At 36.3% G+C, this 26,024-nt stretch carries 28 protein-coding genes; 21 read left to right on the plus strand and 7 right to left on the minus strand.

Annotated elements, in window-relative coordinates; genetic code table 11:
- The first annotated feature begins 116 nt into the window (after positions 1-116).
- The 12 genes from fumC to ACMX9J_RS02510 all read left to right on the plus strand — a co-directional run bounded on the left by fumC (position 117) and on the right by ACMX9J_RS02510 (position 11,061).
- A complete protein-coding gene (gene fumC, locus ACMX9J_RS02455; protein WP_048020951.1) occupies positions 117-1,496 on the plus strand; it encodes a class II fumarate hydratase in 1,380 nt (459 codons plus the stop codon).
- Between the two features lie 175 nt (positions 1,497-1,671).
- Positions 1,672-1,890, plus strand: a complete 219-nt coding sequence (locus ACMX9J_RS02460; RefSeq protein ID WP_108674720.1) for a hypothetical protein — start codon at positions 1,672-1,674, stop codon at positions 1,888-1,890.
- Positions 1,891-1,936: 46 nt separating this feature from the next.
- Positions 1,937-2,833, plus strand: coding sequence for a GH25 family lysozyme (locus tag ACMX9J_RS02465; protein WP_416225375.1), 897 nt, complete (start codon positions 1,937-1,939; stop codon positions 2,831-2,833).
- 61 nt (positions 2,834-2,894) lie between these two features.
- Positions 2,895-3,161 (plus strand): hypothetical protein, encoded by a 267-nt coding sequence (locus ACMX9J_RS02470; RefSeq protein ID WP_115653871.1) that lies wholly within the window; start codon positions 2,895-2,897, stop codon positions 3,159-3,161.
- A 135-nt stretch (positions 3,162-3,296) separates the two neighbouring features.
- Positions 3,297-5,384 (plus strand): PAS domain S-box protein, encoded by a 2,088-nt coding sequence (locus tag ACMX9J_RS02475; protein ID WP_337050503.1) that lies wholly within the window; start codon positions 3,297-3,299, stop codon positions 5,382-5,384.
- Positions 5,385-5,473: 89 nt separating this feature from the next.
- The gene (locus ACMX9J_RS02480; RefSeq protein WP_013083131.1) at positions 5,474-5,686 is read left to right on the plus strand and encodes a hypothetical protein; all 213 of its coding nucleotides are present in this window, start codon (positions 5,474-5,476) and stop codon (positions 5,684-5,686) included.
- A 260-nt stretch (positions 5,687-5,946) separates the two neighbouring features.
- The gene (locus tag ACMX9J_RS02485) at positions 5,947-6,078 is read left to right on the plus strand and encodes a YjcZ family sporulation protein (RefSeq protein ID WP_416225376.1); all 132 of its coding nucleotides are present in this window, start codon (positions 5,947-5,949) and stop codon (positions 6,076-6,078) included.
- 516 nt (positions 6,079-6,594) lie between these two features.
- Complete coding sequence (locus ACMX9J_RS02490; RefSeq protein ID WP_416225377.1) at positions 6,595-8,283, plus strand: M4 family metallopeptidase; 1,689 nt, start codon at positions 6,595-6,597, stop codon at positions 8,281-8,283.
- Positions 8,284-8,590: 307 nt separating this feature from the next.
- Entirely contained in the window at positions 8,591-9,331 is a 741-nt protein-coding gene (locus ACMX9J_RS02495) for a metallophosphoesterase family protein (RefSeq protein WP_028413369.1), read from the plus strand.
- 276 nt (positions 9,332-9,607) lie between these two features.
- On the plus strand, positions 9,608-10,276 hold the full coding sequence (gene fsa, locus ACMX9J_RS02500) for a fructose-6-phosphate aldolase (RefSeq protein ID WP_028413368.1): 669 nt from the start codon (positions 9,608-9,610) through the stop codon (positions 10,274-10,276).
- 163 nt (positions 10,277-10,439) lie between these two features.
- A complete protein-coding gene (locus ACMX9J_RS02505; RefSeq protein ID WP_028413367.1) occupies positions 10,440-10,658 on the plus strand; it encodes a spore germination protein in 219 nt (72 codons plus the stop codon).
- Positions 10,659-10,773: 115 nt separating this feature from the next.
- On the plus strand, positions 10,774-11,061 hold the full coding sequence (locus ACMX9J_RS02510; RefSeq protein WP_028413366.1) for a hypothetical protein: 288 nt from the start codon (positions 10,774-10,776) through the stop codon (positions 11,059-11,061).
- 29 nt (positions 11,062-11,090) lie between these two features.
- Here the strand turns inward: ACMX9J_RS02510 and ACMX9J_RS02515 are convergent, their stop codons facing one another.
- The 3 genes from ACMX9J_RS02515 to ACMX9J_RS02525 all read right to left on the minus strand — a co-directional run bounded on the left by ACMX9J_RS02515 (position 11,091) and on the right by ACMX9J_RS02525 (position 13,148).
- The gene (locus ACMX9J_RS02515) at positions 11,091-11,762 is read right to left on the minus strand and encodes an NAD(P)H-dependent oxidoreductase (RefSeq protein WP_047750986.1); all 672 of its coding nucleotides are present in this window, start codon (positions 11,760-11,762) and stop codon (positions 11,091-11,093) included.
- 299 nt (positions 11,763-12,061) lie between these two features.
- Positions 12,062-12,202, minus strand: a complete 141-nt coding sequence (gene sspL / locus ACMX9J_RS02520; RefSeq protein WP_013057030.1) for a small, acid-soluble spore protein L — start codon at positions 12,200-12,202, stop codon at positions 12,062-12,064.
- Positions 12,203-12,377: 175 nt separating this feature from the next.
- On the minus strand, positions 12,378-13,148 hold the full coding sequence (locus ACMX9J_RS02525; protein WP_063248012.1) for an SDR family NAD(P)-dependent oxidoreductase: 771 nt from the start codon (positions 13,146-13,148) through the stop codon (positions 12,378-12,380).
- Positions 13,149-13,506: 358 nt separating this feature from the next.
- On the opposite strand from ACMX9J_RS02525, the gene ACMX9J_RS02530 reads away from it, so the two are divergent.
- From ACMX9J_RS02530 to ACMX9J_RS02540, 3 genes are all read left to right on the plus strand, one after another.
- Positions 13,507-14,967 (plus strand): ATP-binding protein, encoded by a 1,461-nt coding sequence (locus ACMX9J_RS02530; RefSeq protein WP_416225378.1) that lies wholly within the window; start codon positions 13,507-13,509, stop codon positions 14,965-14,967.
- Complete coding sequence (locus ACMX9J_RS02535) at positions 14,964-15,671, plus strand: response regulator (protein ID WP_034266104.1); 708 nt, start codon at positions 14,964-14,966, stop codon at positions 15,669-15,671. The genes ACMX9J_RS02530 and ACMX9J_RS02535 overlap by 4 nt, the downstream gene beginning before the upstream one ends.
- Before the next feature lie 198 nt (positions 15,672-15,869).
- Positions 15,870-17,177, plus strand: coding sequence for a CitMHS family transporter (locus tag ACMX9J_RS02540; RefSeq protein ID WP_034266108.1), 1,308 nt, complete (start codon positions 15,870-15,872; stop codon positions 17,175-17,177).
- A 41-nt stretch (positions 17,178-17,218) separates the two neighbouring features.
- On the opposite strand, the gene ACMX9J_RS02545 is transcribed toward ACMX9J_RS02540, so the two are convergent.
- Entirely contained in the window at positions 17,219-17,818 is a 600-nt protein-coding gene (locus tag ACMX9J_RS02545; protein WP_014460120.1) for a DedA family protein, read from the minus strand.
- A gap of 337 nt (positions 17,819-18,155) precedes the next feature.
- Here ACMX9J_RS02545 and ACMX9J_RS02550 point away from each other — a divergent pair, with 337 nt between their 5' ends.
- The 6 genes from ACMX9J_RS02550 to ACMX9J_RS02575 all read left to right on the plus strand — a co-directional run bounded on the left by ACMX9J_RS02550 (position 18,156) and on the right by ACMX9J_RS02575 (position 24,296).
- Positions 18,156-19,436, plus strand: a complete 1,281-nt coding sequence (locus ACMX9J_RS02550; RefSeq protein ID WP_014460118.1) for a GntP family permease — start codon at positions 18,156-18,158, stop codon at positions 19,434-19,436.
- A gap of 19 nt (positions 19,437-19,455) precedes the next feature.
- Positions 19,456-20,232 (plus strand): 3-hydroxybutyrate dehydrogenase, encoded by a 777-nt coding sequence (locus tag ACMX9J_RS02555; RefSeq protein WP_416225379.1) that lies wholly within the window; start codon positions 19,456-19,458, stop codon positions 20,230-20,232.
- A gap of 195 nt (positions 20,233-20,427) precedes the next feature.
- Positions 20,428-21,888, plus strand: coding sequence for an aminoacyl-histidine dipeptidase (locus tag ACMX9J_RS02560; protein WP_048020937.1), 1,461 nt, complete (start codon positions 20,428-20,430; stop codon positions 21,886-21,888).
- Positions 21,889-22,132: 244 nt separating this feature from the next.
- The gene (locus tag ACMX9J_RS02565) at positions 22,133-22,606 is read left to right on the plus strand and encodes a hypothetical protein (protein ID WP_416225380.1); all 474 of its coding nucleotides are present in this window, start codon (positions 22,133-22,135) and stop codon (positions 22,604-22,606) included.
- A 175-nt stretch (positions 22,607-22,781) separates the two neighbouring features.
- Positions 22,782-23,357: a GNAT family N-acetyltransferase gene (locus tag ACMX9J_RS02570; protein ID WP_028413360.1), complete on the plus strand. Its 576-nt coding sequence runs from the start codon at positions 22,782-22,784 to the stop codon at positions 23,355-23,357.
- Between the two features lie 252 nt (positions 23,358-23,609).
- Positions 23,610-24,296, plus strand: a complete 687-nt coding sequence (locus ACMX9J_RS02575; protein WP_034266120.1) for an O-methyltransferase — start codon at positions 23,610-23,612, stop codon at positions 24,294-24,296.
- A gap of 200 nt (positions 24,297-24,496) precedes the next feature.
- On the opposite strand, the gene ACMX9J_RS02580 is transcribed toward ACMX9J_RS02575, so the two are convergent.
- From ACMX9J_RS02580 to ACMX9J_RS02590, 3 genes are all read right to left on the minus strand, one after another.
- Entirely contained in the window at positions 24,497-25,408 is a 912-nt protein-coding gene (locus tag ACMX9J_RS02580; protein WP_416225381.1) for a LysR family transcriptional regulator, read from the minus strand.
- Between the two features lie 132 nt (positions 25,409-25,540).
- Positions 25,541-25,726 (minus strand): hypothetical protein, encoded by a 186-nt coding sequence (locus ACMX9J_RS02585; protein WP_028413357.1) that lies wholly within the window; start codon positions 25,724-25,726, stop codon positions 25,541-25,543.
- A gap of 155 nt (positions 25,727-25,881) precedes the next feature.
- Complete coding sequence (locus ACMX9J_RS02590) at positions 25,882-26,016, minus strand: hypothetical protein (RefSeq protein WP_013057043.1); 135 nt, start codon at positions 26,014-26,016, stop codon at positions 25,882-25,884.
- Positions 26,017-26,024: the final 8 nt, after the last annotated feature.

Here is a 26,024-nt window from a genome sequence, read left to right on the forward strand (position 1 = left end):
TTTAAAAAATAGAAAAAAGGGAATTTTCAACAGTGAATAATTGTTATTATGTCATGAAATTCATCCATATAATCAATACTAATAGGTAAAGAAAATATTGAAAAGGAGTTCTAACTATGAGCTATCGTATCGAAAGAGATTCAATTGGAGAAATCAAAGTGGCAGAAGATAAACTATGGGGAGCGCAAACGCAAAGAAGTAAAGAAAACTTTCCAATAGGGATTGAAAAAATGCCGATTGAAGTAATACGCGCTTTTGCGGTTCTGAAGAAAAGTGCGGCTATTAGCAATCATAAACTAGGCAAACTATCAGCAGGGAAATCGGAAGCCATCGTGCAAGCTGCTAACGAAATTATTGAAGGGAAATGGAATGAACATTTTCCTTTAGTAGTATGGCAGACAGGAAGCGGAACGCAATCAAACATGAATGTAAATGAAGTGATTTCCCACCGGGGAAACCAGCTAATAAACGGCGACGAAACGCTCCATCCAAATGATGATGTTAATATGTCACAAAGCTCTAACGATACTTTCCCTACAGCTCTTCATATTGCAGCTGTACTAGAAGTCGAAGATCAATTATTACCTACTCTAAAAACATTAAAAGAAACGTTTGCTGCGAAGCAAGAGCAGTTTAAAGATATTATTAAAATAGGAAGAACCCATTTACAAGATGCTACACCGCTAACACTAGGACAAGAAATTAGCGGATGGCATCATATGCTCGAAAAAAATGAAGAAATGATTAAACAAAGCGTAGAGTATATGAAGGAGCTAGCTATTGGCGGTACAGCTGTTGGGACGGGGATAAATGCACATCCTGACTTCGGCGATGAAGTAGCGAAAGAAATCAGCAGCACGCTTGGAAAAACATTTATCTCAGCACCTAATAAATTTCATGCATTAACAAGTCACGATCAAGTGGTTTATGCCCATGGTGCACTCAAAGCCTTAGCAGCTGACTTAATGAAAATCGCCAATGACGTACGCTGGCTGGCAAGCGGTCCTCGGAGCGGATTAGGTGAAATCACGATTCCTGCCAACGAACCAGGAAGTTCTATTATGCCTGGAAAAGTAAATCCAACTCAAAGTGAAGCTCTAACAATGGTTTCTGCACAAGTGTTAGGGAATGACGTGACGATTGGCATTGCGGCTAGTCAAGGAAACTTTGAATTAAATGTATTTAAGCCGGTTATTATTTATAATTTTTTACAATCAGTCAGACTGCTGACAGATTCCATGCAGGCTTTTAACGATAAATGCGCAGTAGGAATTGAACCCAACAAAGAGAAAATCCAGCATAATCTAGAAAATTCTCTTATGCTTGTAACAGCGTTAAATCCGCACATAGGGTATGAAAATGCGGCTAAAATCGCCAAGCTGGCTCATCAAGAAGGAACGACATTAAAAGAAGCAGCGGTAAAAACAGGCCTTCTGACAGAAGAACAATTTGAGCAATGGGTAAATCCAGCTAATATGATTCATCCATCAAAATAAAACAAGAAGCCAAGCAGCTCAGAATGCTTGGCTTCTTGTTTTATAATAAAATGAACATTGTTCTAAATAAACATATAAAAAGAGAAAGCGGATTAAAAGAAATTTTACACTACCTTGTACTAGATTCAAGTACATACGATTAGGGTATTTACATCTTTATAAAGGAGGGATTCAAGTGACGTACGAAGTGAAGTTTTATTTTGGAAATGAAAAATCAATCAGTACATTGGTTGAATCAGAAAATGTAAAAGAGCTTGAGGAATCTATTATTCATACGCAAGGATGGTATCGTTATTATGACAAAAAACACGAAGCTTATTTAGCTATTCAAATGAGCAACGTTTTACACATCGTTATAAAAGAATATCAAGATCCGGAAAAACAGGGGTTTTAAAATATTCGTCGTATACATAAGGAAGCTAGCAAAAGAGGTGAAAACTATGCAAAGTCGACATTCAAATAATCCTATTATTCTCGATGTTTCTCATCATCAAGGAATCATTAATTGGAAAGAAATAAAAAACACCTCAGTGAAAGGGGTGTATATAAAGTTAACAGAAGGCGGAACTTTTGTAGACCCTAGATCTTATGAAAATTATATAGGTGCTAAAAATGCGGGCTTGAGAGTAGGATTTTATCATTATGCTCACTGTACAAATAGCCCGGAGAAAGAAGCTGCTTTTTTTATTGCTCAGCTTGGACAAATGAAACTAGACCTTCCGCCGTGTTTGGATCTAGAAGAAGATAAGAAAAAATCCAAAGAATTTGTTTCTCGCTTTGCCGTAAGCTGGCTCGAGCATGTTCACAAAACAACAGGGATTAAGCCTATCGTATATACTAATTATCATTTTGCTAAAACTTTTTTTACAAACGAAATAAGTAAGTATCCTTTGTGGGTAGCAAGATATAGTGCAGCCAACAGACAAGGTGGTATGCAGCACCCTGGTGAGCTAAGTCAGTGGCAGCGATGGGCAATGTTTCAGTATACGGATTCTGGCAGAGTAAAAGGAATTTCTACAAACGTGGATATAAATGAAATGGACTCCTCATTTTTTAAAGAAGTCACAACAAATCTCTCTATGAAGAATAATACAAAAGGACCCTTTGTGTATTCTAAAGGTGATAGAGGGTTAGGAGTCAAACAAATTCAGCAAAACTTACTTGCACTAGGTTTTTCTCTTCCGAAGTTTGGAGCAGACGGTTTCTATGGAGATGAATTAATCGCTGCGGTGAAAAAATTCCAGAATCGATATGGCCTTTTTTCAGATGGGATAGCAGGAGCGGACACACTGCCGCGTCTTGTTAAAGAAGTGAATAATCTGAATAATCTGGTTTGAGAGATTACCTAATAGGGAAAAGTCACTGTAAGATTCAAAAAGGTACAAGGAAGGAGCTATTATGAGAAAACGAAAACAAAAAGCATTGATATCAGGTATTACCCTATCAACTGTAGGAGTCGGCATTACGTCTTATATACTAAGCGATGCTGCGAAACGACGAAAAGTAAAAGGACTTGTTCGAAGTGCCAAAATAAAACTTTCAAGTTTATCTAAAAAACAGCAGGTAAATGCTAGCCTAAATAAAGATGTGCATTCAGATCCTACGTACGTTTCTGAAAGCAATATGATTTCAGAAGGACCTATGTATCAAGATCAGCATAGATAATAAAAAAACTAGTCTTGCCTCGGGCAAGACTAGTTTTTTTATTAATTTTATAAATAGCAGCGCTTATTCATGTTACACTCTCTATATAAGGGAATTATTTCACGCATATTTACAAGTAAAGGAGGAATAGAAGGAGTGGTTAGTAGCGGACTATTTGTTAACTTATGTATTTTTTCGTTTTTTGTCAGTATTATGATTGCGATACGAATATTTTTGTTACAGCGTCTAGCCCATAAATACAAATGGATGAGTGGTATTTATGCAAGTATTGTTTCTGCTATTCTTATGATATATAGCGTTACGTATCAACAGATTACATATGATTTACGTTTTCTTCCTCTTATTTTGACCGTTCTATACTTTGGTTATAGAGCCGGTGCAGTTGCAGGTATCACTATGGCTGTGTGCAGTATCTATTTAGAAAGTCATTGGTTACTGACTATCTTAATTTTAATCTTTACCTTTTTATTTTCCCTTCCTCTTATTAGATATAGAAAGCAGTTTTCTTTATTAAAACAATCTCTTCTTTGTTTTTTTATTCATTTTATCGTTCATGTCTTACTGACGAATTACTTCTGGAATACACCTATTCAGTCGCCGTTTTATAGCGAAATAGAATATTTAGTGTTCGGAATTCTCGGACTGGGAGTAGCTGTAGCGACGATAGAATTTTATCGTAAATTTTACGCTGTAGCAGAAGAAGCTGCTTATGCTGGATCAGATTCATGTAAGGATGAAGAAGATTCGTTTTTTGTCAGAATAATGAAAAAAGAACTGGAATATACGAAAGAACAGCTGGAGTCTTTTATTAATCATCACATGGATGCGGTGATCATAACTGATTTAGAAGGGCGGATCTTGCGAGTTAATGAAGCCTACGAAAAAGTATATGGCTGGAAAGCCCACGAAGTAGTTGGGAAAACATATTACGAAATAGCAGGGGCTTTTAGTGAGGACGTACATGAGAATATAAAAAAGACGGTTGCTGAAAAAGAGGCAATCAATCGAGTAGAAGTTGTAAGAGCTCGTAAAGACGGAAGTTTAGTAGATCTTCGCATCACTATTTCGCCAATTTTTAATGGGAAAGATGAGTTAATAGGTTTGTCTGGAGTATGTGTGGATATATCTGAGGCTAAAAAAGCGAGAAAAGAGCTTGACTTGTTACATCGTAAGCTTAAGGAAAGTGAGTTGAAATATCGAACGTTATTTGAATATGCAAACGATGCAATTTATTTACTTGAAATAGGTTCTAATCATTTTCCTTCTCGTTTTATCGAAGTAAATGAAGCTGGATGTAAGCGCTTTGGATATACGAGAGAAGAGCTTTTATCCATGCCATGCCAAGATATTATACCTAGAGATTCTGACATTGTTCGAAAAACGGTTGAAGAAATTCGCCAAGGAAATCTTTCTTTCACGCTGCAATCACAGTTTACATTTAAGTCTGGAGAAGTAAAAAAACTAGAATATAGTGGGAAATTGTTCAATATAGAAAACAAAAAAGTGCTTCTTATTGTTTCAAGAGACAGGACAGAATACCTAGAAACAGAAGAGCTGTTGCAGAAATCTGAGAAATTAGCAGCGGTCGGTCAGCTTGCTACAGCTATTGCTCATGAAATTAGAAATCCTTTAACGGCCATCAAAGGGTTTATGCAGCTATTAACTGAAAAAGCGAGTAAAGAAGAGTTAACCTATATGAACATTATATCCTCTGAAATTGAGCGTATTGAAATGATTACAGATGAATTCATGTCTGTGGCAAAACCACAGGCTGTAACATTTCAGTCGATTGATTTGCAGCTGTTAATTCAACAAGTGATTTTATTGCTGCAGCCTCAAGCAACCATGAAAAACATTTTTATTGAACTTCACTCATATGGAGAATTGCCTCTTGTATATTGTGAAAGCAATCAAATGAAACAGGTGTTTATAAATATTCTTAAAAATGCGATTGAAGCAATGCCTTCCGGAGGCGAAATTAAAGTTGAGCTGAGACAAAAAGACAACAATCACCTTCATATTCAAATTATTGATGAAGGTGTAGGAATTTCAAAAGATCGCATTAAACATTTAGGTGAACCATTTTACAGTATTAAAGAAGACGGTATTGGGTTAGGGTTAATGATCTGCTTTAATATTATCCAGCAGCATAAAGGAACTCTTAGTATTGAAAGTGAAGTAAACAAAGGGACGAATGTGGAAATTTGTTTACCGTTAAAATAAAAGGTAATCAGTTAAAGGCAGAAGAAATTTTGCAACAAGTTGTTTAGTAAAGTTATAATATTCTATGTTGGAGTAAAATAAGCAAAGGAGTGGTTACGATTAAACAGAAAAAGTGGATTAACATATTTCGTATTCTGTATATTATTTTTGCTATTATTGCAATTGGAGCATCTTTTGGAGACTATTCTTTCGGGCTTAATAATCCCCGCATAGTCAGTTTAACGGCTCTCGTTTTGGCGGTTATTTGTATTGTTCCGTATTACATACTTCGCTTTAAAGAACAAGCTTCTAAAAGTAAATAAGTTAATATTTGTTATCTTAAAAGAGGCTGTGGCAAAAGCAGTTTAGTTGAAGGAAAATCCGAACGATGAATCGTTCGGATTTTTTCATTGGTAGGGTGAACGTAGGTTTCATCTATTTAGTTGCTTCTAGCTATTGATTGGAGTGATTTCGTTATGTCTCAATTTCTTTTTTATCGTTATAAAAGGGCGATAAATGGGCGAGCATTTTTTCTAGCCTGTACATATGCTATAGAGTAAACAGGCTACGGAGGTGAAGTGAAATGGGATTTTACAACTGGGGTTACGGCGGTGGTTATGGCTACGGCGGCTACGGTAGTTACGGTGGCAGTTTTGCATTAATCGTTGTACTATTTGTTTTATTAGTTATCGTTGGTTGTGTATGCTTGAAATAAACAGAAAAAGCACGGATTTACAAAGATTTTAGTAGATTCGTGCTTTTTTATGTTCATAAGAAGTACAGTACTATAATAAAATAATGTTGTGCACGTACATAAAAAACATATAAAAAATTTAATTAATAGATTAAAAAAATAAAAAAATGAAGAGGAAGAGTATATTTAAGCCGAAAAAATGGTCTGAAATTTATAATTTTCCTTATAAGTAATTTTTGTAAAATGCTTCATAGAACTGACAGTAAGAGCGAATAACGCTACCTATCCTACTAGTTTTTATCAGCTGGCTAGAAGAATTATTTTACTTGTATGAGAATCAACATAAATGATTTTCATATAGTTTAAATAGGTAAAAAAGACTTATTGCAGAGGACTTATTTTTAATTTTCATAATAATAGTAATATTGAAATAATATATAGACGTAGTAATTTTTAGTTGCTATAATGTTGCTAATTATCGCAATTAACAGAAAAATTGAGGTAATTAAATTTACTAGGGATAGGGAGAAAAAAACTATGAAAAAGAAAAAACAGGCTTTAAAGTTATTATTATCAGTTGGTATTCTTTCTTCATCATTTGCTTTTGCACATACGAGCAGTGCTGCGCCAAATAATGTACTTTCAACTGAAAAGTATAACAAAGAAATTAAATCTCCTGAGTTTATTTCCGGAAAGCTCTCGGGCCCGTCATCGCAGAAGGCTCAAGACGTCGTATTTCACTATATGAATACAAATAAAGACAAATATAAATTAGGAAACGAAAATGCTCAAAACTCATTTAAAGTGACAGAAGTGGTGAAAGATCCTATTGAACAAGCAACCGTGGTACGCTTGCAGCAAGTATATAATAATATTCCCGTTTGGGGATCTACTCAATTAGCACACGTAGCGAAAGATGGAACCTTAAAAGTTGTATCAGGTACAGTAGCTCCTGATTTAGATAAAAAGGAAAAGCTAAAAGGCCAAAAGCAACTTGACAGCAAAAAGGCGATTCAAGTAGCTGAAAAAGACTTAGGCTTTAAGCCGACGTATGAAAAATCTCCTTCATCTGAACTGTATATTTATCAAAATGGTTCAGCCACTACATATGCTTATGTAGTAAATTTAAATTTCTTAAATCCTGAACCAGGCAACTATTATTACTTTGTTGATGCTACTAGCGGTAAAGTACTGGATAAGTACAATACAATTGATTCCGTAGCTGGTCCAAAAGCCGACGTGAAGCAAGTGGCAAAGCCGGCAGCGAAACCTGTAACAGGCACAAATGCTATTGGCTCAGGTAAAGGAGTTCTTGGAGATACTAAATCCTTAAAGACAACGTTATCTAGTTCTACTTACTACTTACAAGATAATACAAGAGGCGCTACAATCTATACGTACGATGCAAAAAATCGTACATCTCTTCCGGGTACGCTATGGGCCGATACCGATAATACGTACAATGCAACTCGCGATGCAGCTGCAGTAGATGCTCACTATTATGCAGGCGTGACATATGATTATTATAAAAACAAATTTAACCGCAACTCCTATGACAATGCAGGAGCTCCGCTAAAATCGACTGTTCATTATAGCAGCGGCTACAACAATGCGTTTTGGAATGGCTCTCAAATGGTATATGGAGATGGAGATGGAACTACTTTTGTTCCGCTATCAGGAGGATTAGATGTTATCGGACATGAATTGACGCATGCGGTGACAGAAAGAAGTTCTAATTTAATCTATCAATATGAATCAGGTGCATTAAACGAAGCGATTTCCGATATTTTCGGAACGTTGGTAGAATACTATGACAACCGAAATCCAGATTGGGAAATTGGAGAGGATATTTATACGCCTGGAACAAGCGGCGATGCACTTCGTTCAATGAGCAACCCAGCGAAATACGGAGATCCGGATCATTATTCAAAGCGCTATACAGGTTCTAGTGACAACGGCGGGGTTCATACAAATAGCGGTATTATCAACAAAGCTGCCTACTTGCTAGCTAACGGAGGAACTCATTACGGAGTTACTGTAACAGGCATCGGCGGAGATAAGCTAGGAAAAATTTATTACCGTGCCAATACGCTATACTTCACTCAGTCTACAACGTTCAGCCAAGCGCGTGCAGGTTTAGTACAAGCTGCTGCTGATTTATACGGTTCAGGCTCTCAAGAAGTAATTTCAGTAGGCAAGTCATTTGACGCAGTTGGTGTTCAATAAGCTATAAACCAAAAGTCGCAAGATAAATGAGGTATCTGGCGACTCTCTATACTACCTAACTACCAATAAAGGAGTACTCGTATAAATATATTACAGTACTCCTTTATTTTATGTTAATAAATAAGGAAGATAGATTTCTTCCCAATCCATAAAAATCCACTTCTTATTCCTCCCTTTTATATCCATTCGAATTATGCCGTTGTTTGTTAAATGAAGAGGACCCGTTTTAGTAAACGGTCTTATCATAAAATGTTATAATAAAGAAAAGGCTTGAATACATACATATGAAAAAGGAGTGGAGGAATCAATGGACAAAATTGCTGTTATTTCAGATATCCACGGAAATCTCCCTGCATTAGAAGCAGTTTTAGCTGACATACAACAACGAGATATCCATCGCATCATTTGTCTAGGTGATTTAGTAGGAAAAGGACCGGATTCAAGTAAAGCAATTGATATCATAAAAGAAAAGTGCGAAGTAACAGTAATGGGGAACTGGGATGACTTCATTACAAAGCCTGCGGAATTTGAAGCGTTAAAATGGCATCAAGAGAAGTTAAGTTCAAACCAAGAAGCATACTTAAAGGAACTTCCTTTTTCTGTTGAGTTTATGATGAGCGGGAAATTAATTAGAATGTTTCACGCTTCACCTAGAAGTCTTTATGACCGAATTCAACCCTGGGATTCACTTGAAAAGCGCCTTAGTCTATTTGCTAATACGGAATATACGGAAAATATAAAAGGATCAAGAGAACCGGATGTCATCTGTTACGGAGATGTACATAATGCATTTATTCAACATATTAAAGGGAAAACGCTGTGTAATGTAGGAAGTGTAGGAAACCCGCTTGATTTACCACAAGCTTCCTATCTTATCTTAGAAGGAAAGGATCAAGGCGAAAGTCCTTCAGCATTTTCTATTCAATTTGTGCGTATTCCATACGATATTGAAAAAGCAATCGAATTGGCGAGAGCTGTAGAGATGCCGGACTTTGAACCCTACGTTCAAGAATTAAAAACAGCTCGCTATAGAGGACTAAAAAATTAAGAGTAGAATGTATCTTAACCTTCAGCATAAATGCTGGAGGTTTTTTAGTTGAGTAGATGAGAGGTTTTTCAACATCATTAGTATGATACATACAAATAGAAGTTATTCAGATGAGTTTAAAGAAGGGAAAACTTGGAGAAAAACATACAGCATTTGAAAGGAAATAAATTTTATTTTATGAAGACAATATGAAGAGGGCAATTCCATTTGAACATAAAGTTATGCAAAAATGCCCCTGAAAAGCTGTTTTTAACATAACGAGTGGAGGAATACATGATGAAATTTTTTATTGATACAGCTAACCTGGAAGATATTAAAAAAGCATATAAAATCGGGGTATTATCAGGTGTTACCACAAACCCTTCGCTAGTAGCTAAAGAAGGCGTAAAGTTTGAAGATCGCATCGAAGAAATTTTAAAAACCGTCCCGGAAGTAGAATCCGTTTCAGCAGAAGTCACCCCCGACACAGTAACAGCAGAAGACATGATTGCGCAAGCAGAAAAGCTTATAAAAATTAACGGAGGAGACAAAAATATAACAATTAAACTTCCTATGACCATTGCTGGATTGGAAGCAACCCGTTATCTAGCTAAAAAAGGCGTGAAAACAAACGTAACGTTAATTTTCACAGTGAATCAAGCGCTTCTAGCAGCCCGTGCTGGTGCGACATACGTATCGCCATTTTTAGGACGCTTAGATGATATTTCAGAAGACGGTGTGTATCTGGTATCTCGAATTGCCGAGCTATTTCGAATTCAACACATTGACTCACAAATTATAGCAGCGTCAGTCAGACACCCAGATCACGTCACACGAGTAGCTCTTGCTGGGGCTCATATTGCGACCATTCCGTATGCTGTAATTGAACAATTAGTAAAACACCCGTTAACAGAACAAGGAATTGAAAAGTTCGCATCAGACTGGGAAAAAGCTGTGAAAAGTTAAATTCACTTAAGGAGAAGACATCATTTGAGTGTCTTCTCTGTTTAAAGGGTATACGAAGATTCTTTTTTCTATTTTGCAGCAAACAACTTATCATTAATAGGCGAACATCCTATACATATATACAGAGATGACATACGTTAATAGAAACGAAAGAGGTGGTAAAATGGGATGTATTATTAACATTGAGAATATCGTGACTAACGGGTTAAAAGACAATTCAAATGTAAGCGTAGGCTGTGTTGTACAAAATAGTCACACGGCCAATACAAAATCGGTAGGAGCTTGTTTTTCGTTTGGAAATGGCTCTCCTGCTATTGCCTCTATGACAAACAGTAATATCGACTTTTGCAAAGATGAAGAAAATAAAGAGCAACAATCTTAAAAACAATTCCAGAAAGAGTATTTCTGGAATTGTTTTTTGGTAAGTGATAGAGTTTTGTTAACGAGATATTTTATGCTCCAAAAGGAAAATATTCATAAAGAAGGGGAGCTGTGCTATGAGCATTATTTCTATGATTCCTTATACATACGTTGAAAGAAAAATAAAACGAACAAAAAAAGTGACGATTCAGCATTCAAAAGACATGTGCTTATATACTGATAATATTGAAACAGAGAATGAGTCCTTTCACATTAACAGCGTATTTGACATCTCTTACAAATGCGTTTCAAAAGAAAGCGGCTTTTTATACTTACATACAAATCAAGGAATGTTCGCTTATACCATACACACCGATCCTGGTGATTTTATAGCAGCATATAAAGATATAAAAAAGAAGAGGTGAGCAACGTCACCTCTTCTTTTTTTGGTTTATTATTTGATCCACTGTACAACTTGATCCATACTTCTTCTTGTTTTTTCGCGTTTAGGTTCGTGAATACGGTAGCCGAACGCAACCATAACAGAAACATCAAACTTGCCGTCTTCTAGTAATCCTTCTTCTTTTAGAATTTCATGTACTTGGTCATAGTTAAACCCTTCAATTGGGCAAGAATCAATGCCAATTTGAGCAGCTGATGTCATCATATTAGCTAGTGCAATATAAGATTGTTTGCTGGCCCAATCAAATAGTGCTCGCTTGCTTTCGAACAAGTGAAAATCATTTTCTTGGAAATCTTTGTAACGAGGCATTAATGTCTCTAATACATCCTCCGGCATTTCTTTTACGTTTTTCTGAAGATTTAACACATATTCAGAGTCATATCTTGCGTCTGTACGAGAAAGAATAATAACAAAATGACTTGCTGTAGGAATTTGGCCTTGTGCTCCCCAAGAAACAGCTTTTAATTTTTCTTTTAAATCTTCATTTTCAACGACTAAAAATTTCCACGGCTCGTAACCTACTGAGCTTGGAGATAAGCGCCCCGTTTCTAAAATGAATTGGAAATCTTCATCGGAAATTTTCTTCGCTGGATCAAACTCTTTTGTAGCATGACGAAAGTTAAATGCGTCTAAAATTTCTTGTTTCTTATCTGTATTGTTCATGTGTAAACAACCTTTCTGTAAAAATATTTAATGATGAACTGTTCAGAGTAATCTATACCCTGTATAGCTTACAACTAACAGTCAGTTAACATACAATTTGTCGTAAAATCCGTTTGCAGATTTATCATAAATCATATAATTCATCCTAACAAGTACGCACATTTTTGTTGTATAGTATACTTTTTTATACTATTGATACAGTTTTATAAGAAGCAGAAAGAAGTAAACGACCTGGGGAGTGTATGTAGGAAAGCAGTTAAGAGGGGGAGAAAGGAGAAGAGGAACCTTCTCCTTTTTAGTTAAATTTTTGTATTTGATTTTTTCGCTTTGTTTTCAAGTTCACTTTTCGGTTCTGTTGAAAATTCAACATCTTTTCCGTGCCCTTGAGGGTTAACACCAGGAGCTACTTGACCTCGGTTAGCAGATTTTTTTGTACCCATTTTCGTCACCTCCGTTCGGTTAGTATGTGCAAAAAAGTGAAACAAAAATCAGGAAATAAAGAGTGCAAGTATAAGTCGAGTTTGAACACGACTATCTTTAAGCATTTTCATCACATAAACAAGATATCCATTCAAGAGTCCATAAAAAAACACCCCTAAAAGGGTGCTTTTCTGTTTAAGAATCTGAACTTGTCGCTCTGTCTGCATATGGATAGATAGGATCTTTTAATTGAAATTCGTAAGTCACGCCATCTACAAGCCCTACCGTTTTATTGCTATCATAAAGGTCCAGCATAAAAGCAGCCATTTCTTTTGACGTATGAAACTTAGGTACTCGTCCTTCGTATTCAAAATCACTCATATCCATCGAACGCTGTGCAAATTCTGTTTCAGTAGCCGCCGGAGCTAGAACTTTAGCCTGCATTTTTGATCCTCTTCCTTTCAATTCTTGAGAAAGACCTTCTGTAAATGCACTTACATAGAATTTTGTTGCGCAATAAGTGACTGCATCAGCAACAATGGTGTAGCCGCCTCCAGAAGAGACATTAATGAGCTGTGTACCTTCAACGTTTTCATAATCTCTTACAAATAGAGAAGAAAGAATGGTTAAGGCTTCGATATTTAAGTGAAGCATTGTTTCAATTTTAGTTAATTTTTGTTCACCGACAGAAGCAAAGTTTCCAAATCCAGCATTGTTAATCCATGTTTCTAACTCATATTCTTTAAGCGACTCATAAAACGTGTGAGCATTTTCTGCCACGGATAAATCAACCGACTGGATAATAACATTTACATCTTGGTTCAGTTTTTCAATCTTTCCTTTTAACTCATCCAGCTTGTCCTCTCTACGTGCAGCTAATATAAGGTTTTTTCCGCGCGCTGCGAAAGCTAAAGCTGTTTCATATCCAATTCCCGAACTTGCGCCAGTGATTACTGTATATTTCATGTTAATTCCTCCATTTGCGATGTTTTCGAATTGATTATAATTGTTAAAGTATACTTTAAGTCAAGCGTTTATTCGATTTATTTTTCCCTTTATCAGTCTGATTATAAACATTTGAAGTTTGGTGCTAAACTTCCTTTTTTTATGCTAAACTTAAAACAAAAGACGGTATTTTATTTCATTATCAATTCCTTAAAAGGAGGAATGTATGCGTTCTCTTTACGTGAATAGAAGACTTAGCTTACTTGCCCAAATTACATTACTCATCACTGTAGTTATTCTTGTTAGTACCGTCCTTGTATGCATCTTATTTTCTGCAATGGTAGATGAAATTGTTGAAAAATATGTAGGTAATCAAGCTATGACAGTAGCAAAATTAGCTTCTGAAGATAAAATGATTGTAAAAGCTTTTAAGCAGAAAAATCCTTCTGAGCACATCCAACCTGTTGCTGAAAAAATAAGAAAAACCACAGGGGCAGATTACGTCACCATCGCCAATGATAAAGGAATACGCTATTCTCATCCCAATAGTAGTTACATTGGAAAATATACCAAAACAAGCAATGAAGCTTCTTTAAAGAAGCATCAATCCATTATTTATAAAGGAAAAGGAATTTCAGGATTTGCAATTAAAGCCAAAACCCCCATATGGGATAGCCAAGGAAACGTTATAGGTGTTTCTTCGGTAGGGTTTCTTGTAAGCAATATAGAAAAACAGATTAATGATTATAGAATAAAAATTATTAAATTGTCCTGTATTCCTTTTCTTATTGGAGCATTTGGAGCTTTCTTCATTGCAAGGCGGGTAAAAAGACTAATATTTGGACTGGAACCAGAGGAAATTTCCTTTCTTTTTAAAGAAAAAGAGGCTACCCTTGAATCTATTCGAGATGCTACTGTTACTGTAAATGTCGAAAAATATGTAACGTCGATGAATAGAAGGGCTAGAGAGCTCTTTGATAACCTTCATTTAGCAATAGGAGGAGAGATAAAGAACACCCGTTTAGGACAGCTAATTGATCAAGCAATAGAAGAGCAATGCGTGTATTCTAACCAATCCCTTCTACTAGATGGTCAGCAGTATATTTTAGATTTATCTCCTATTGTAAGAAAAAAAGAAGTGCAAGGTATCGTTCTTACCATAAGAACTTTATCACAAATTGAAGAATTGACTGAAGAGCTTTCTAAAATTAAAATGTTCTCTGATAATTTACGCGCTCAAAATCACGAATTTTTAAATAAGCTGAACGTGATTTACGGGTTATTAAGGTTAAAGAAATATGAGCATGTCATGCAAATGATTTCATCAGAGGTAAAGGAACGCCAAGATATTCTTTCTTTTTTAATGTCTTCTGTGAAGGATCCTTTGATTGCTGCCTGCTTACTTGGGAAAATCAATCGTTCGAAAGAATTAGACGTCACTTTAGAAATTGATCAAGATAGTAACTTAACAAGTACTTTAGATATCGAAGAGGCAAAAAACGTTGTTTCCATCTTGGGGAATTTAATTGATAATGCGCTCGAGGCTGTGCGAGAACATAAAGGGAACGTGCTGGTATCTTTTACAGATGTAGGAAACGACCTGATTTTTGAAGTTGAAGACAATGGACAAGGGATATCAAAAGAAGTAGAAAATATGATTTTTATAGATGGTTACACAACGAAAAAAGGTGAAAATCACGGGATTGGATTGACCATTGTTAAAAGATCTGTAGAGTTGCTTAAAGGTGAACTATACATAAGCAAAAGTATGTTACAGGGAGCAAGATTCACATTAGTTATCCCAAAGCTATTAAATAATGAAAAGGAAGAATCGATATGACTGAAAATCAAATTAATGTCATGATTATAGAAGATGATTCTACAGCTGCACAAATTTATGAACAATTTACTAAGAAACTAGAGCATTTCACTGTTGTTGCGACAGCAGGATCTGGAGAACAGGCTTTAGAATTACTGACAATATTTACACCGCAATTAATTTTATTAGATGTCTTTTTGCCAGATATCAATGGAGTAGAACTGCTATGGGAAATTAGAAAGAAGTATCGAGGAATCGACATTATTTTAATAACGGCAGCCAATGATGTTGAAACAGTAGGAGAAGCAATAAGAGGCGGAGCGTTTGGTTATTTGGTGAAACCTGTAATTATTGATAAATTTTTATCTACTTTAAAACATTATCAGTCTACGAGAATAGAATTAACTGAAAATAAAATGATTAATCAAGACAAAATAGACCATTTATTTAGAACACATCATGGTCGCCGCAATCAATCAGCGGCTGCAGTAACAGCATTTCCTAAAGGTATTGATAAACATACTCTTCGTTTGGTAAGAGATAAAGTTTGCAAAGTTCAGGAAAGCTTGAATGTAGATGAGTTTGCTCAATTAGTCGGTATCAGTTATTCAACAATGAGAAGGTATTTAGAGTATTTAGTATCGTGTAAGGAAATGCAGGTTGAAATAGTGTATGGAAGTGTAGGGAGGCCCGAACGGAAATATCGAGTAACTAATCTTACATAAAAACGAAATAGTGGGTTTTTATCCGCTATCTCGTTTTTATGTAGAAATGATGCATGAAAAAAATGAAAAAAATTACTTTTATAAAAGATATTAAACTTATGTTGGTTATCTATGAACCAGCTTCAACAAGTGATACCTTTTTAGTAACGTGTAGCAAATAAAAATGAAAACGTTATCAAAAAAGGAGGAAAAATATCTGTGCTTTCTTTATTAGGATTTTTAATGGTTGCAGTCTTCATGTATTTAATTATGTCAAAACGACTTACCCCAATGGTTGCTCTTATCATTATCCCCATCATATTTGGTCTAATAGGCGGTTTTGCTAGTGGAATGGGACCTATGATGCTCGAGGGTGTAAAAGACATTGCGCCTACAGCTATTATGATTTTATTTGCTATTTTATATTTTGGGTTGATGATTGATTCAGGATTGTTTGACCCTCTTGTTTCATTCATTTTAAAGGTTGTAAAAGGAGATCCTCTAAAAATCGTTGTAGGAACTGCTGTGCTTTCAATGATGGTTGCTTTAGATGGGGATGGAACTACTACATATATGATAACGGTTTCTTCTTTGCTTCCGCTATATAAACGCTTAGAAATGAATCCACTTATCCTTGCAGGAGTAGCGATGCTATCTATGGGAGTTATGAATATGACTCCGTGGGGAGGTGCTTCTGCTATGGCTATGAGTTCATTAAATTTGGATTCATCTCAGTTGTTTTTGCCTTTGATACCTGTAATGGGTTTTGGGCTTCTATGGGTGCTGTTTGTTTCTGTTGTACTTGGAAGAAGGGAAAGAAAAAGATTAGGAGTTATCAATATTAAACATTCTGCAAATGAAATTGCACACGCACATGAAGTAGAGGGAACAGTGCAATATTCAGACTATCGACGTCCTAAGTTAGTATGGTTTAATTTTCTGCTTACCGTTAGTCTTATGGTGTGCTTAATTATGGACTTCATGTCGCTGATGCTTTTGTTCATGGTAGCATTCGCTATTGCATTACTAATAAATTATCCAAACATCAAAGATCAACAGCAGCGAATTTCATCTCATGCAAATAATGCGGTAGCCGTCGTTTCAATTGTTATTGCAGCAGGTATTTTTACAGGAATTATGTCTGGAACAAAGATGATTGATGCTATGGCAAATACACTTGTAGGAATAATTCCAGATGCAATGGGCCCTTTTTTGCCAGTTGTAGTAGCATTTTTAAGTGCTCCTTTTACATTTTTTATGTCTAATAATGCTTTTTATTTTGGCGTATTGCCGATTATTGCTCAAGCTGCCGAAAGTTATGGCATTAGCGCAGCTGAAATTGGAAGAGCTGCTATCTTAGGACAACCTGTTCACGTGATAAGTCCCTTGGTAGCAGCAGCTCACTTATTAATTGGAATGGTAGGAATTGAATTTAGTGATTTGCAACGATTTTTAATTAAGTGGGCGCTAGGAACTACGGCGGTGATGACACTAGCTGCATTAATCTTAGGTGTTATTTCTATTTAATAAAAAAAGACCCCTCGGGGTCTTTTTTTATATTCTTAATCTTAAGTTGAACTAGACTGTTCGCTGCAGCTGCTCTTTTTAAAATAGAACTTATAAATTAAAAATCCGCATACAGCCACTACCGCTGCAATTAGAATATAAGTTTGTGCATCTGAGATAAAAGACTGAATGGACTTAAAGTTTCCGATTTGTCCTAGCCAAAGCATGGCAATATTCAAAGGAAAGATACCAAGAAATGTGAGCAGAGCAAACGGCATAGGTTTTACTTTAGATAGCCCTGAAAGGTAAGAAATGTAGTTGCCGAGCCCTAAAGGACGAGCAATCGCAATACTCCATAATCCGCATTTTTTAAACCATTTTTGCGATTTCTCAAATGCTTTTTTCTTTTTTGATAATTTTTTCTTTACCTTATCTTCTAATTTATAGCCTATCCCATACGGTATAAAGCTAAAAGCTGTATAAACGGCGCTTCCTGCAAGAGCGATTAATAATAATTTCACTATGTGCATGTTTAATAAGTATCCGTAGGTAAGGGTGAGAAGAGAACCAGGAAACGGCAGGGAGGAAGCCTCAATGGCCAGTCCGCTTAAAAGTCCCCAAATTCCAAATTGTTTCAGTAAGTCTGTTATGAAGTGTAGCATAAGATCGCCTCTTTTTCTGTGTCATAACATTCAAATACCCATCTATATGTTCGGAAAAACTTATAAGAGAAAAGAAAATAAAGGAAGAGCGCGGGATATAACAGAAAAAAACTTAGCTTGTACAAGGAAAAAAGAAGGAAGTATATTTTATAGCTTCTACTCAAAGTGAAATTATAGGAAAAAAATAATTGAGTGTGAATTTTTAAATAAACTACGACTTTTATTCATAGTTTTGATTCCTTTTATTCATTTTACTTATAAAACTAACGGGTGTAAACTTGTTGTGTTGTGAAATAATCCATTATGTATATGTATTAAAAGGAAAGGAGGTTACCGTGTGGTTATTATTGTAGGATTGTTATTGTTGATGTTTTTTGCTTATCTAGGATGGTCTATTATCTGGGTGGCACCTGTTGTCGCTACGTTTGTTGCTTATTTTAGCGGTTTAAAAGTACTGCCTACTTATACAGATGTGTATATGGGAGGGTTTGTAGATTTCGCTGCAAAATGGTTCCCCATCTTTTTATTAGGAGCCGTCTTTGGAAAGCTAATGGAAGATACAGGCGCAGCTAAGTCGCTAGCGCAGCGCATTGCTAAATTGTTTGGAAGTAAAAGAGCCATTTTAGGGGTGCTGATTGCTTCAGCCATTTTGACATACGGCGGAGTCAGTTTATTCGTTGTTGTCTTTGCGATTTATCCTTTAGCAATCGCATTATTTCGAGAAGCTAACGTATCGCGAAATTTACTGCCAGCAACCATTGCACTCGGAGCATTTACATTTACAATGACAGCGATTCCAGGTACGCCTCAAATTCAAAATCTGATTCCGACTGCTACATTTAAAACCAATGCAATGTCCGGTTCGATTATTGGAATTGTCTCAGGTCTTATTATGGCAGTGGGAGGCTATTTATGGTTAGCTTATCGCGATAAAAAATTAAAAGCTAAAAATCAAGGGTTTACTGAGCCTAATGAATCATCGGTTGCCGCAAGTGAAGAGCAGGACTCGATGAATGTAATGTTAGCTATTTTACCGCTGATTATCGTTGTCGTGACATTAAACGTTTTAAAATGGGAGCCTATCGTATCATTATTAATTGGTATTTTTTCTATTTTACTTATTAATTTCAAACACTATAAGACGTTTATTTCTTCTATAAATGAAGGAGCAAAAGGATCCGTAATGGCTGTTATTAACACGAGTGCAGCAGTAGGCTTTGGCTCGGTTATTACAGCAGTTCCAGAGTTTAAAGATGTCACGCACGTACTACTAAACATTTCGAGTAATCCGCTCGTTTCAGAAGCGTTAAGCGTTCAAGTGCTAGCGATGATCACGGGTTCAGCATCCGGTGGTATGGGTATTGCGCTTCAAGCATTAGGAGATACGTGGTATCACTTGTCTCAAACGACGAATTTAAGCGCCGATGCGCTTCACCGTATTGCAAGCGTTGCGTCAGGTGCATCTATTTTACCGCATAACGGTGCGTTGTTAACGCTATTAGCTGTAACTGGTCTTCGGCATAAAGAAACGTATAAAGACGTATTTGTTGTTGCATTTATCATCCCGACAATCGCTTTATTTGCAGGAGTCGCATTAGCGGCAGCCGGTATTATTTAAAAACAGGAGGAGAATACACATGGTTGAAAATCAAGTAATTGTAATCACAGGAGCAGCAAGAGGAATTGGATTTGAAATAGGTAAACGATTCGCTGAAAACGGCGGGAAAATTGTGTTATCTGATATTGATCAAACTGCCGTAGAAGTTGCAGCACAAAATCTTCGTGAAGCTGGATTCGAAGCACTTGGTGTCAAAGCGGATGTAACAAAAGAAGAAGAAATCAAACATTTAATTGAAACAGCAAACGCACATTTTGGAGCGGTTCATACGTTCATTAACAACGCTGGTTTGCAGCATGTTTCTCCAATCGAAGAGTTTCCAACTGAAAAGTATGAGTTAATGATTAAAATTATGCTAACAGCTCCATTTATGGCGATTAAGCACGCATTTCCGATTATGAAAAAACAAGGGTTCGGACGTATTATTAACGTTTCTTCTATCAACGGTTTAATCGGTTTTGCAGGCAAAGCAGCTTATAACAGTGCCAAACACGGTGTAATTGGGCTAACAAAAGTAGCTGCTCTTGAAGGTGCAGCACACGGTATTACGGTTAATGCACTTTGTCCTGGTTATGTGGATACACCACTAGTGAGAGGTCAGTTAGATGGTTTAGCTAAAACAAGAAACGTACCATTAGAAAGCGTTCTTGAAGAAGTTATTTATCCTTTAGTCCCTCAAAAAAGATTACTAGACGTGAGCGAAATTGCTGACTACGCTATCTTCTTAGCGAGTGATAAAGCAAAAGGTGTAACTGGTCAAGCGGTAGTAATGGACGGCGGATATACAGCTCAATAAAAATAGAACAAATCATTAAAAGCATAAATGAGTCCAACGGGCTCATTTATGCTTTTTTAGGTTATATCTATTCTATTGAGTTAATCAACGTTAAAATATAACTAGGCGATACATAAAAAAAGCCTCATATGCTATTTCTACTGTCAAGATAAATAGTAGGATAAAAAAGCGTACAGATTAGAAAGGATGATACATATGGTGCAAACAGTAAATGAATTAATTAAACATCCGGTTTTCTATTTCTTTAACGAAATCTCAGCTATTCCTAGAGAATCTGGAAATGAAAAAGAAATTAGTAACTATTTAGTTTCTTTTGCAAAAGAAAGAAGCCTTGAGGTTATCCAAGACGAAGCTTTAAATGTAATCATTAAAAAGCCGGCAACTAAAGGATATGAACATGCTCCAGCTATCATTTTGCAAGGACATATGGACATGGTATGCGAGTTAAATAAAGGAACTGTCCATGACTTTGAAAAAGATCCGCTTCAACTGCGAATTGTTGAAGATATGCTTTATGCAAATGGTACTACGCTAGGAGCTGATAACGGGATTGCCGTTGCATATGCACTAGCTTTACTAGACGCTCAAAATATAGCGCACCCCTCTCTTGAAGTAGTCATTACCACTGAAGAAGAAACGACTATGGGCGGAGCCATTGCTGTAAATCCAGCTTATTTTGAAGGGAAAATCTTTATTAACCTTGATACAGAAGAGGACGGAAAGCTCCTTGTCAGCAGCGCAGGCGGGGTAAAAGGCGTGCTTCGTATTCCTATAAACTGGGAGTCGTCTTCCAATAACTCAGAAACATATAGCTTAAGCATCGGAGGACTGCGCGGCGGACATTCCGGAATGGAAATTGACAAAGAAAGAGGAAATGCGAATAAACTGCTAGGGAGAGTTTTATATGATTTACAACAAGAACTTCCCTATTCTTTAAGCAGCATTAGCGGAGGATTAAAATCAAATGCAATTCCCCGTGAATCAGAAGCAATTCTATCAGTTGAGCCTTCTGAGGTAGGAAAGCTAGAAAATAAGATTCGTGAGTGGAACGAAATAGTAAAAAATGAATTACAAGCGGCTGATCCGAGCGTATATGTAAAAATAAACAAATTTTCTTCCGTTGAGAAATGTTTTACAAGAGAAACGACAGAACGAATTGTACAAGCTATTATGCTAACACCAAACGGCGTTCAAAGCATGAGTATGAATATTGAAGGATTAGTAGAATCTTCTACCAACTTAGGTGTGATCACGACGACAGAATCTGAGGTTGTTTTTCAAAATGAAATTCGCAGCTCAGTAAAAAGCTTAAAAGAAAAAATAGTAAGTCAAGTGCGCATACTTGCTCAGGTAGTCGGGGGAAGAGTTGAAACAAAAGGTAATTATCCTGAATGGGCGTACAATGGAGATTCAAAAATTCGCGAATTATGTAAAAAGGTTTACAAAGAAAAGTATGGTGAAGAGGCGGAGATCATCGCCATCCATGCTGGAATTGAATGCGGTATTTTCTTAGAAAAAATCCCTGGATTAGATGCCATTTCGCTCGGACCCGATATGTACGACGTTCATACACCTGATGAACACCTGAGCATTCCGTCTACTCTTAAGACATGGGAATACTTATTAGCAGTATTAAAAGAGGCAAATAAGATATAAAGTTATCAGCATCCCTATAATCTTAAAAAGAGAGCTTCTGTAAAGGAGCTCTTTTTCATTCGTCATTTATCAGATAATAAATAGGGTTCCATCAACGCGTCAGGCAATTGAGAACATTTATGTAAGCGTTTTACAAATAAAGGTTTTAAAACGGTCCTAAAAGAGGTAAACAATTATTAAAACGATAGACAAATGAATTCAAAACAAGCTCTGCAACTAATAAATTAGTAGGGAGAGAATGTATATGAATGATAATAGTCTTATCAAAGATTCTTTTTTAGAAAAAGGAGAAATTGAATTTTTAGAATTAAAGAAAGACGAAATACGTTATCTAAAGTTCGATCGATTTTTAAAAGTCATTAAAGCACTTAATCAACGCAGTGATAAAGGCTACCAGAGTCTTATGCTTTCCGTTGATGGCTTTAAAGGTACTTCAAGAGAATTATATGAGATAGAGGAGTTTCGCAGGTATGTAAATTTGTTAATTAATCAAGTTCCTCAAATGTTATTTTATATTCATGATAAAAACAAAATGACTAATCAAATTTTGAAGAGTTTATCAAATAATAGCAGCCAGCCGGCCTCTATAGATCCTAAAAGAGCACGTTTAATGATTGATGCCATACAAGAGCAAGTAGCGAAAACAGAGGACAAAGAGATAAAGGAGAATCTTTCTGAATTCGTATGTAAAATCCAGAGCTTTGTGAATCAGTATTAACAGTTCCCAATAGAAAAGCAGAATCCATATTATAAAAAAGTACGAGAACTTAAAGCTTCTCGTGCTTTTTTTGTTGGGAAAACTGTAGAAAAAGAAAAGGATTATCAACATATATTGATAAATAATAAAAGTAAAGCTTCATATTTGGCAGTGAAATAATCAGGAGGGATGAACATTGAATCATATTGAAATAAGAAGACCAAAAATAGAGGACAGCGCAGAACTCCACGAGCTTTTTAATGAAGTGATCACAGATACCTTTCATAGAGAGGGGCTATCTGACATGGTGAACGATATACAAATAGAAATTGAAAGTAAAGAACAATATTTAAAAAGTGACCTTGATAGCGATGGGAAATGTCGATTCTTTTGGCTCGGAATAGATACGTGCACCAATAAGATTATTGGCTGCATTGAATATGGCCCTGTTAGTGAATTAATTATGGCGTGTACAAAAGGGGAGCTGCAAGGATGGATTGAAATCGGCACAGTTTTTGTTCATCCAAAGTACCAAAGAAAAGGGGTAGGAACACTGCTTATACATATTATGCTGCTTACGCTTCAAAGCAGAGAAATTAAAAAAATTTGTTTGGATAGCGGATACAAGAATGCTCAGAAAGTATGGAAAAACATATTTGGAATTCCCGATTACTTAGTAAAAGATTACTGGAGCAAAGGATATCATCACATGATTTGGAAAATAGAAACAGAACGTACACCGATAGTATTTAAGTTCAGTCATAACGGATAATAAGATGTCTTCTAGAAAATAGCCGGTAGAAAGGTACCGGCTATTTTTTACGGATTGAGCTACGATTATTTAAAGATAAAAAAGACCTCTCTGAAGGTCTTTTTTTTATGGACATATAACAATTCTTTTTAAGAGCGAGCAGGATAGTTTATTAGAGAGCTAGAACACATTCATAATACGAACGATTACGGCAACAAGCTGAATATGAGAAAAACATATTCGTATCTTTGAATAATAAAGCTTTTATCACTTATGTGGAGGAGTATGGAAATGTCTATATATGAAATTTGGAATGAAGTGGATCTTTATATGAATGATAAGCTCATACAACCTGACCCTATTCTTGATGAGGTATTGAAGGCAAATCAAGAGGCTGGATTACCTGCCATCGACGTATCGCCTAGTCAAGGAAAGTTTCTGCATTTGTTAGCTTCATTAAAAGGGGCTAAACGCATTTTGGAAATTGGTACTCTTGGAGGGTACAGCACGATTTGGCTAGCCAGAGCTCTTCCGAAAGACGGACAGCTGATTACGCTCGAATTAAGCGCTCAGCATGCAGAAGTAGCACGAGCTAATTTAAAAAGAGCGGGAGTAAGCCACTTAGTAGAAGTCATTGTCGGCCCCGGGCTTGATACATTAGCTGTATTAAAGGATAAGGGAACAGAGCCGTTTGATCTTATCTTTATTGATGCTGACAAGCCGAATAACCCAAATTACTTAAAGTGGGCTCTAGAATTATCGAAACGAGGAAGTACGATTATTTGTGATAATGTTGTTCGTCAAGGGCATGTGGTGAACTCAGAAAGTGAAGATGAAAATGTAAAGGGAATTCGACAATTTATGGATGCTCTGGCTCAAGAAAAACGAATCAGCGCCACGGCTATACAAACCGTTGGAAGCAAAGGCTATGATGGATTCATTGTAGGGATTGTTGAATGACAGAACTCGTGTTACATATAAAGAGGCTGGGACAAAAGTAGTTTTGTTGAAGGGAAATCCGACCGATGAATTCAAATTCTTGATGGAGAATCTCGATTCCTCGGTCGGATTTTTTCATGGTGATAGTGAACGTAAATTTCATGTGTGTAGGCGTAGGTGCTTCTAGCTGTGGATTGATTTCGTTATCTCCCAGCCTCTATTTAATTTGCGTCCAACTTATTTGTTATTTTTTTTGCTGTCAGAAAATTAATCAACTCTCTTACAGCGAATGAACTGTAGCGTTCTTTTAACAGAATAATTCCAAGTTCCCACATCATTTCAGGATCTGCAATAGGTACCGTAATAATATTGGAATCTTTCACTTTGGCATAAAGCGATTCGGGTAAAATAGCAATACCTAGTTCTGCTGCTGTTAATTCAATAATTAAATCCCATTGAGAACTTTTATATGCGATAGAAGGCACAAATCCTGATTTTAAAGCATCTTGAATTAACCGGTCGTGCAGCGTAAATTCTTCACTGAACATAATGAATTTTTCATGCTCCAATTCTTTCATCCAGACGGAAGAACGTTTCGCTAAAGGATGGTTTTTATGGGCGTATAAAAGGAATCTCTCCTTAACGAACGGGTATACGTGAAAATGCTCATCATGACCGCTTGTGAGAGGAAGCATAACAATCCCCATATCTACACCAGCCTCTTCCACAAGGGCTTCAATTTTTTTTGCTCCAAATTCAATAAGCTCTAGAGATACTTTAGGGTATTGTTCATTAAATGCTTTTGCAATCTTCGGGAAAAACAAGGTCCCGATGAGCGGAGGGATTCCCATCTTGATTTGCCCTGTTTGCAAGTTCATTAAATCGCCCAACAAGTGAGGCATGTCTTTTAACACCGACAGCGCTTTAGTTGCCTGATGATACACGACTTCTCCTGCATCGGTTAGCTTTAATTCTCTTGTTGAACGGTCAAGAAGCTCAAATCCTAGTTCATTTTCTACTTTTTTGACGGCTTTACTTAAAGCCGTTTGTGACAAATGAACTTGCAGCGCTGCCTTTGTAAAATTTTTATGATTCGCTACCTCTATAAAGTATTCTAAGTCTCTGATTTCCATGTGAAACTCCATTTCTGCAAACTGCTTATCCTTTTTTTTTACTCTTTATTTTAACCATTAAATTATTTACTGTAAATGCGCTGATTAAAAAAGGGAGCTATCCAATGAATAAAAACGAGGAAAGGAAATGAACTAAAGTTTCTGTCGAAATTGATTTATAAAACCAATAATCTTTTTATAGAGAAACATAGATTTTGCTACTAGCTGATGAGGAATATAAAGATTTTTGCCTGTACGTTCGGGCAAAAATGCAAAACTTATCAAAATAACTGAAAGCCCAAAGGCTGCAGCTGTAATCTCTATCCAAGAAAACACCATATCATTCCTCCTTTTACAAACCTATTAATAGAATATGTAAAAGTTTGAAAGGAGGTTGTACGATAGACCTATAAAGAGCGTCGTCATTAAGCTCTCTCAAAATAAAATGACGTCAAAGAACGCAGGGCCTGTGCCAAACGTTCTTTGACGTCATTTTATTTTCGCTCTTCAGCTTGATGCTCTTGTTTGTTTTGCTCAGTGAGACGTTTTTGATGAGCTTTTGTTTCTGCACTTACGTGATTCGCATCATTCGGTTGATTCTTCTTTGAACCTCCTGCAGCGTTACTCATTAGACGAC

The organism is Priestia sp. RMT2NF4 (assembly GCF_047872835.1).
Classification (GTDB): Bacteria; Bacillota; Bacilli; order Bacillales; family Bacillaceae_H; genus Priestia; species Priestia zanthoxyli.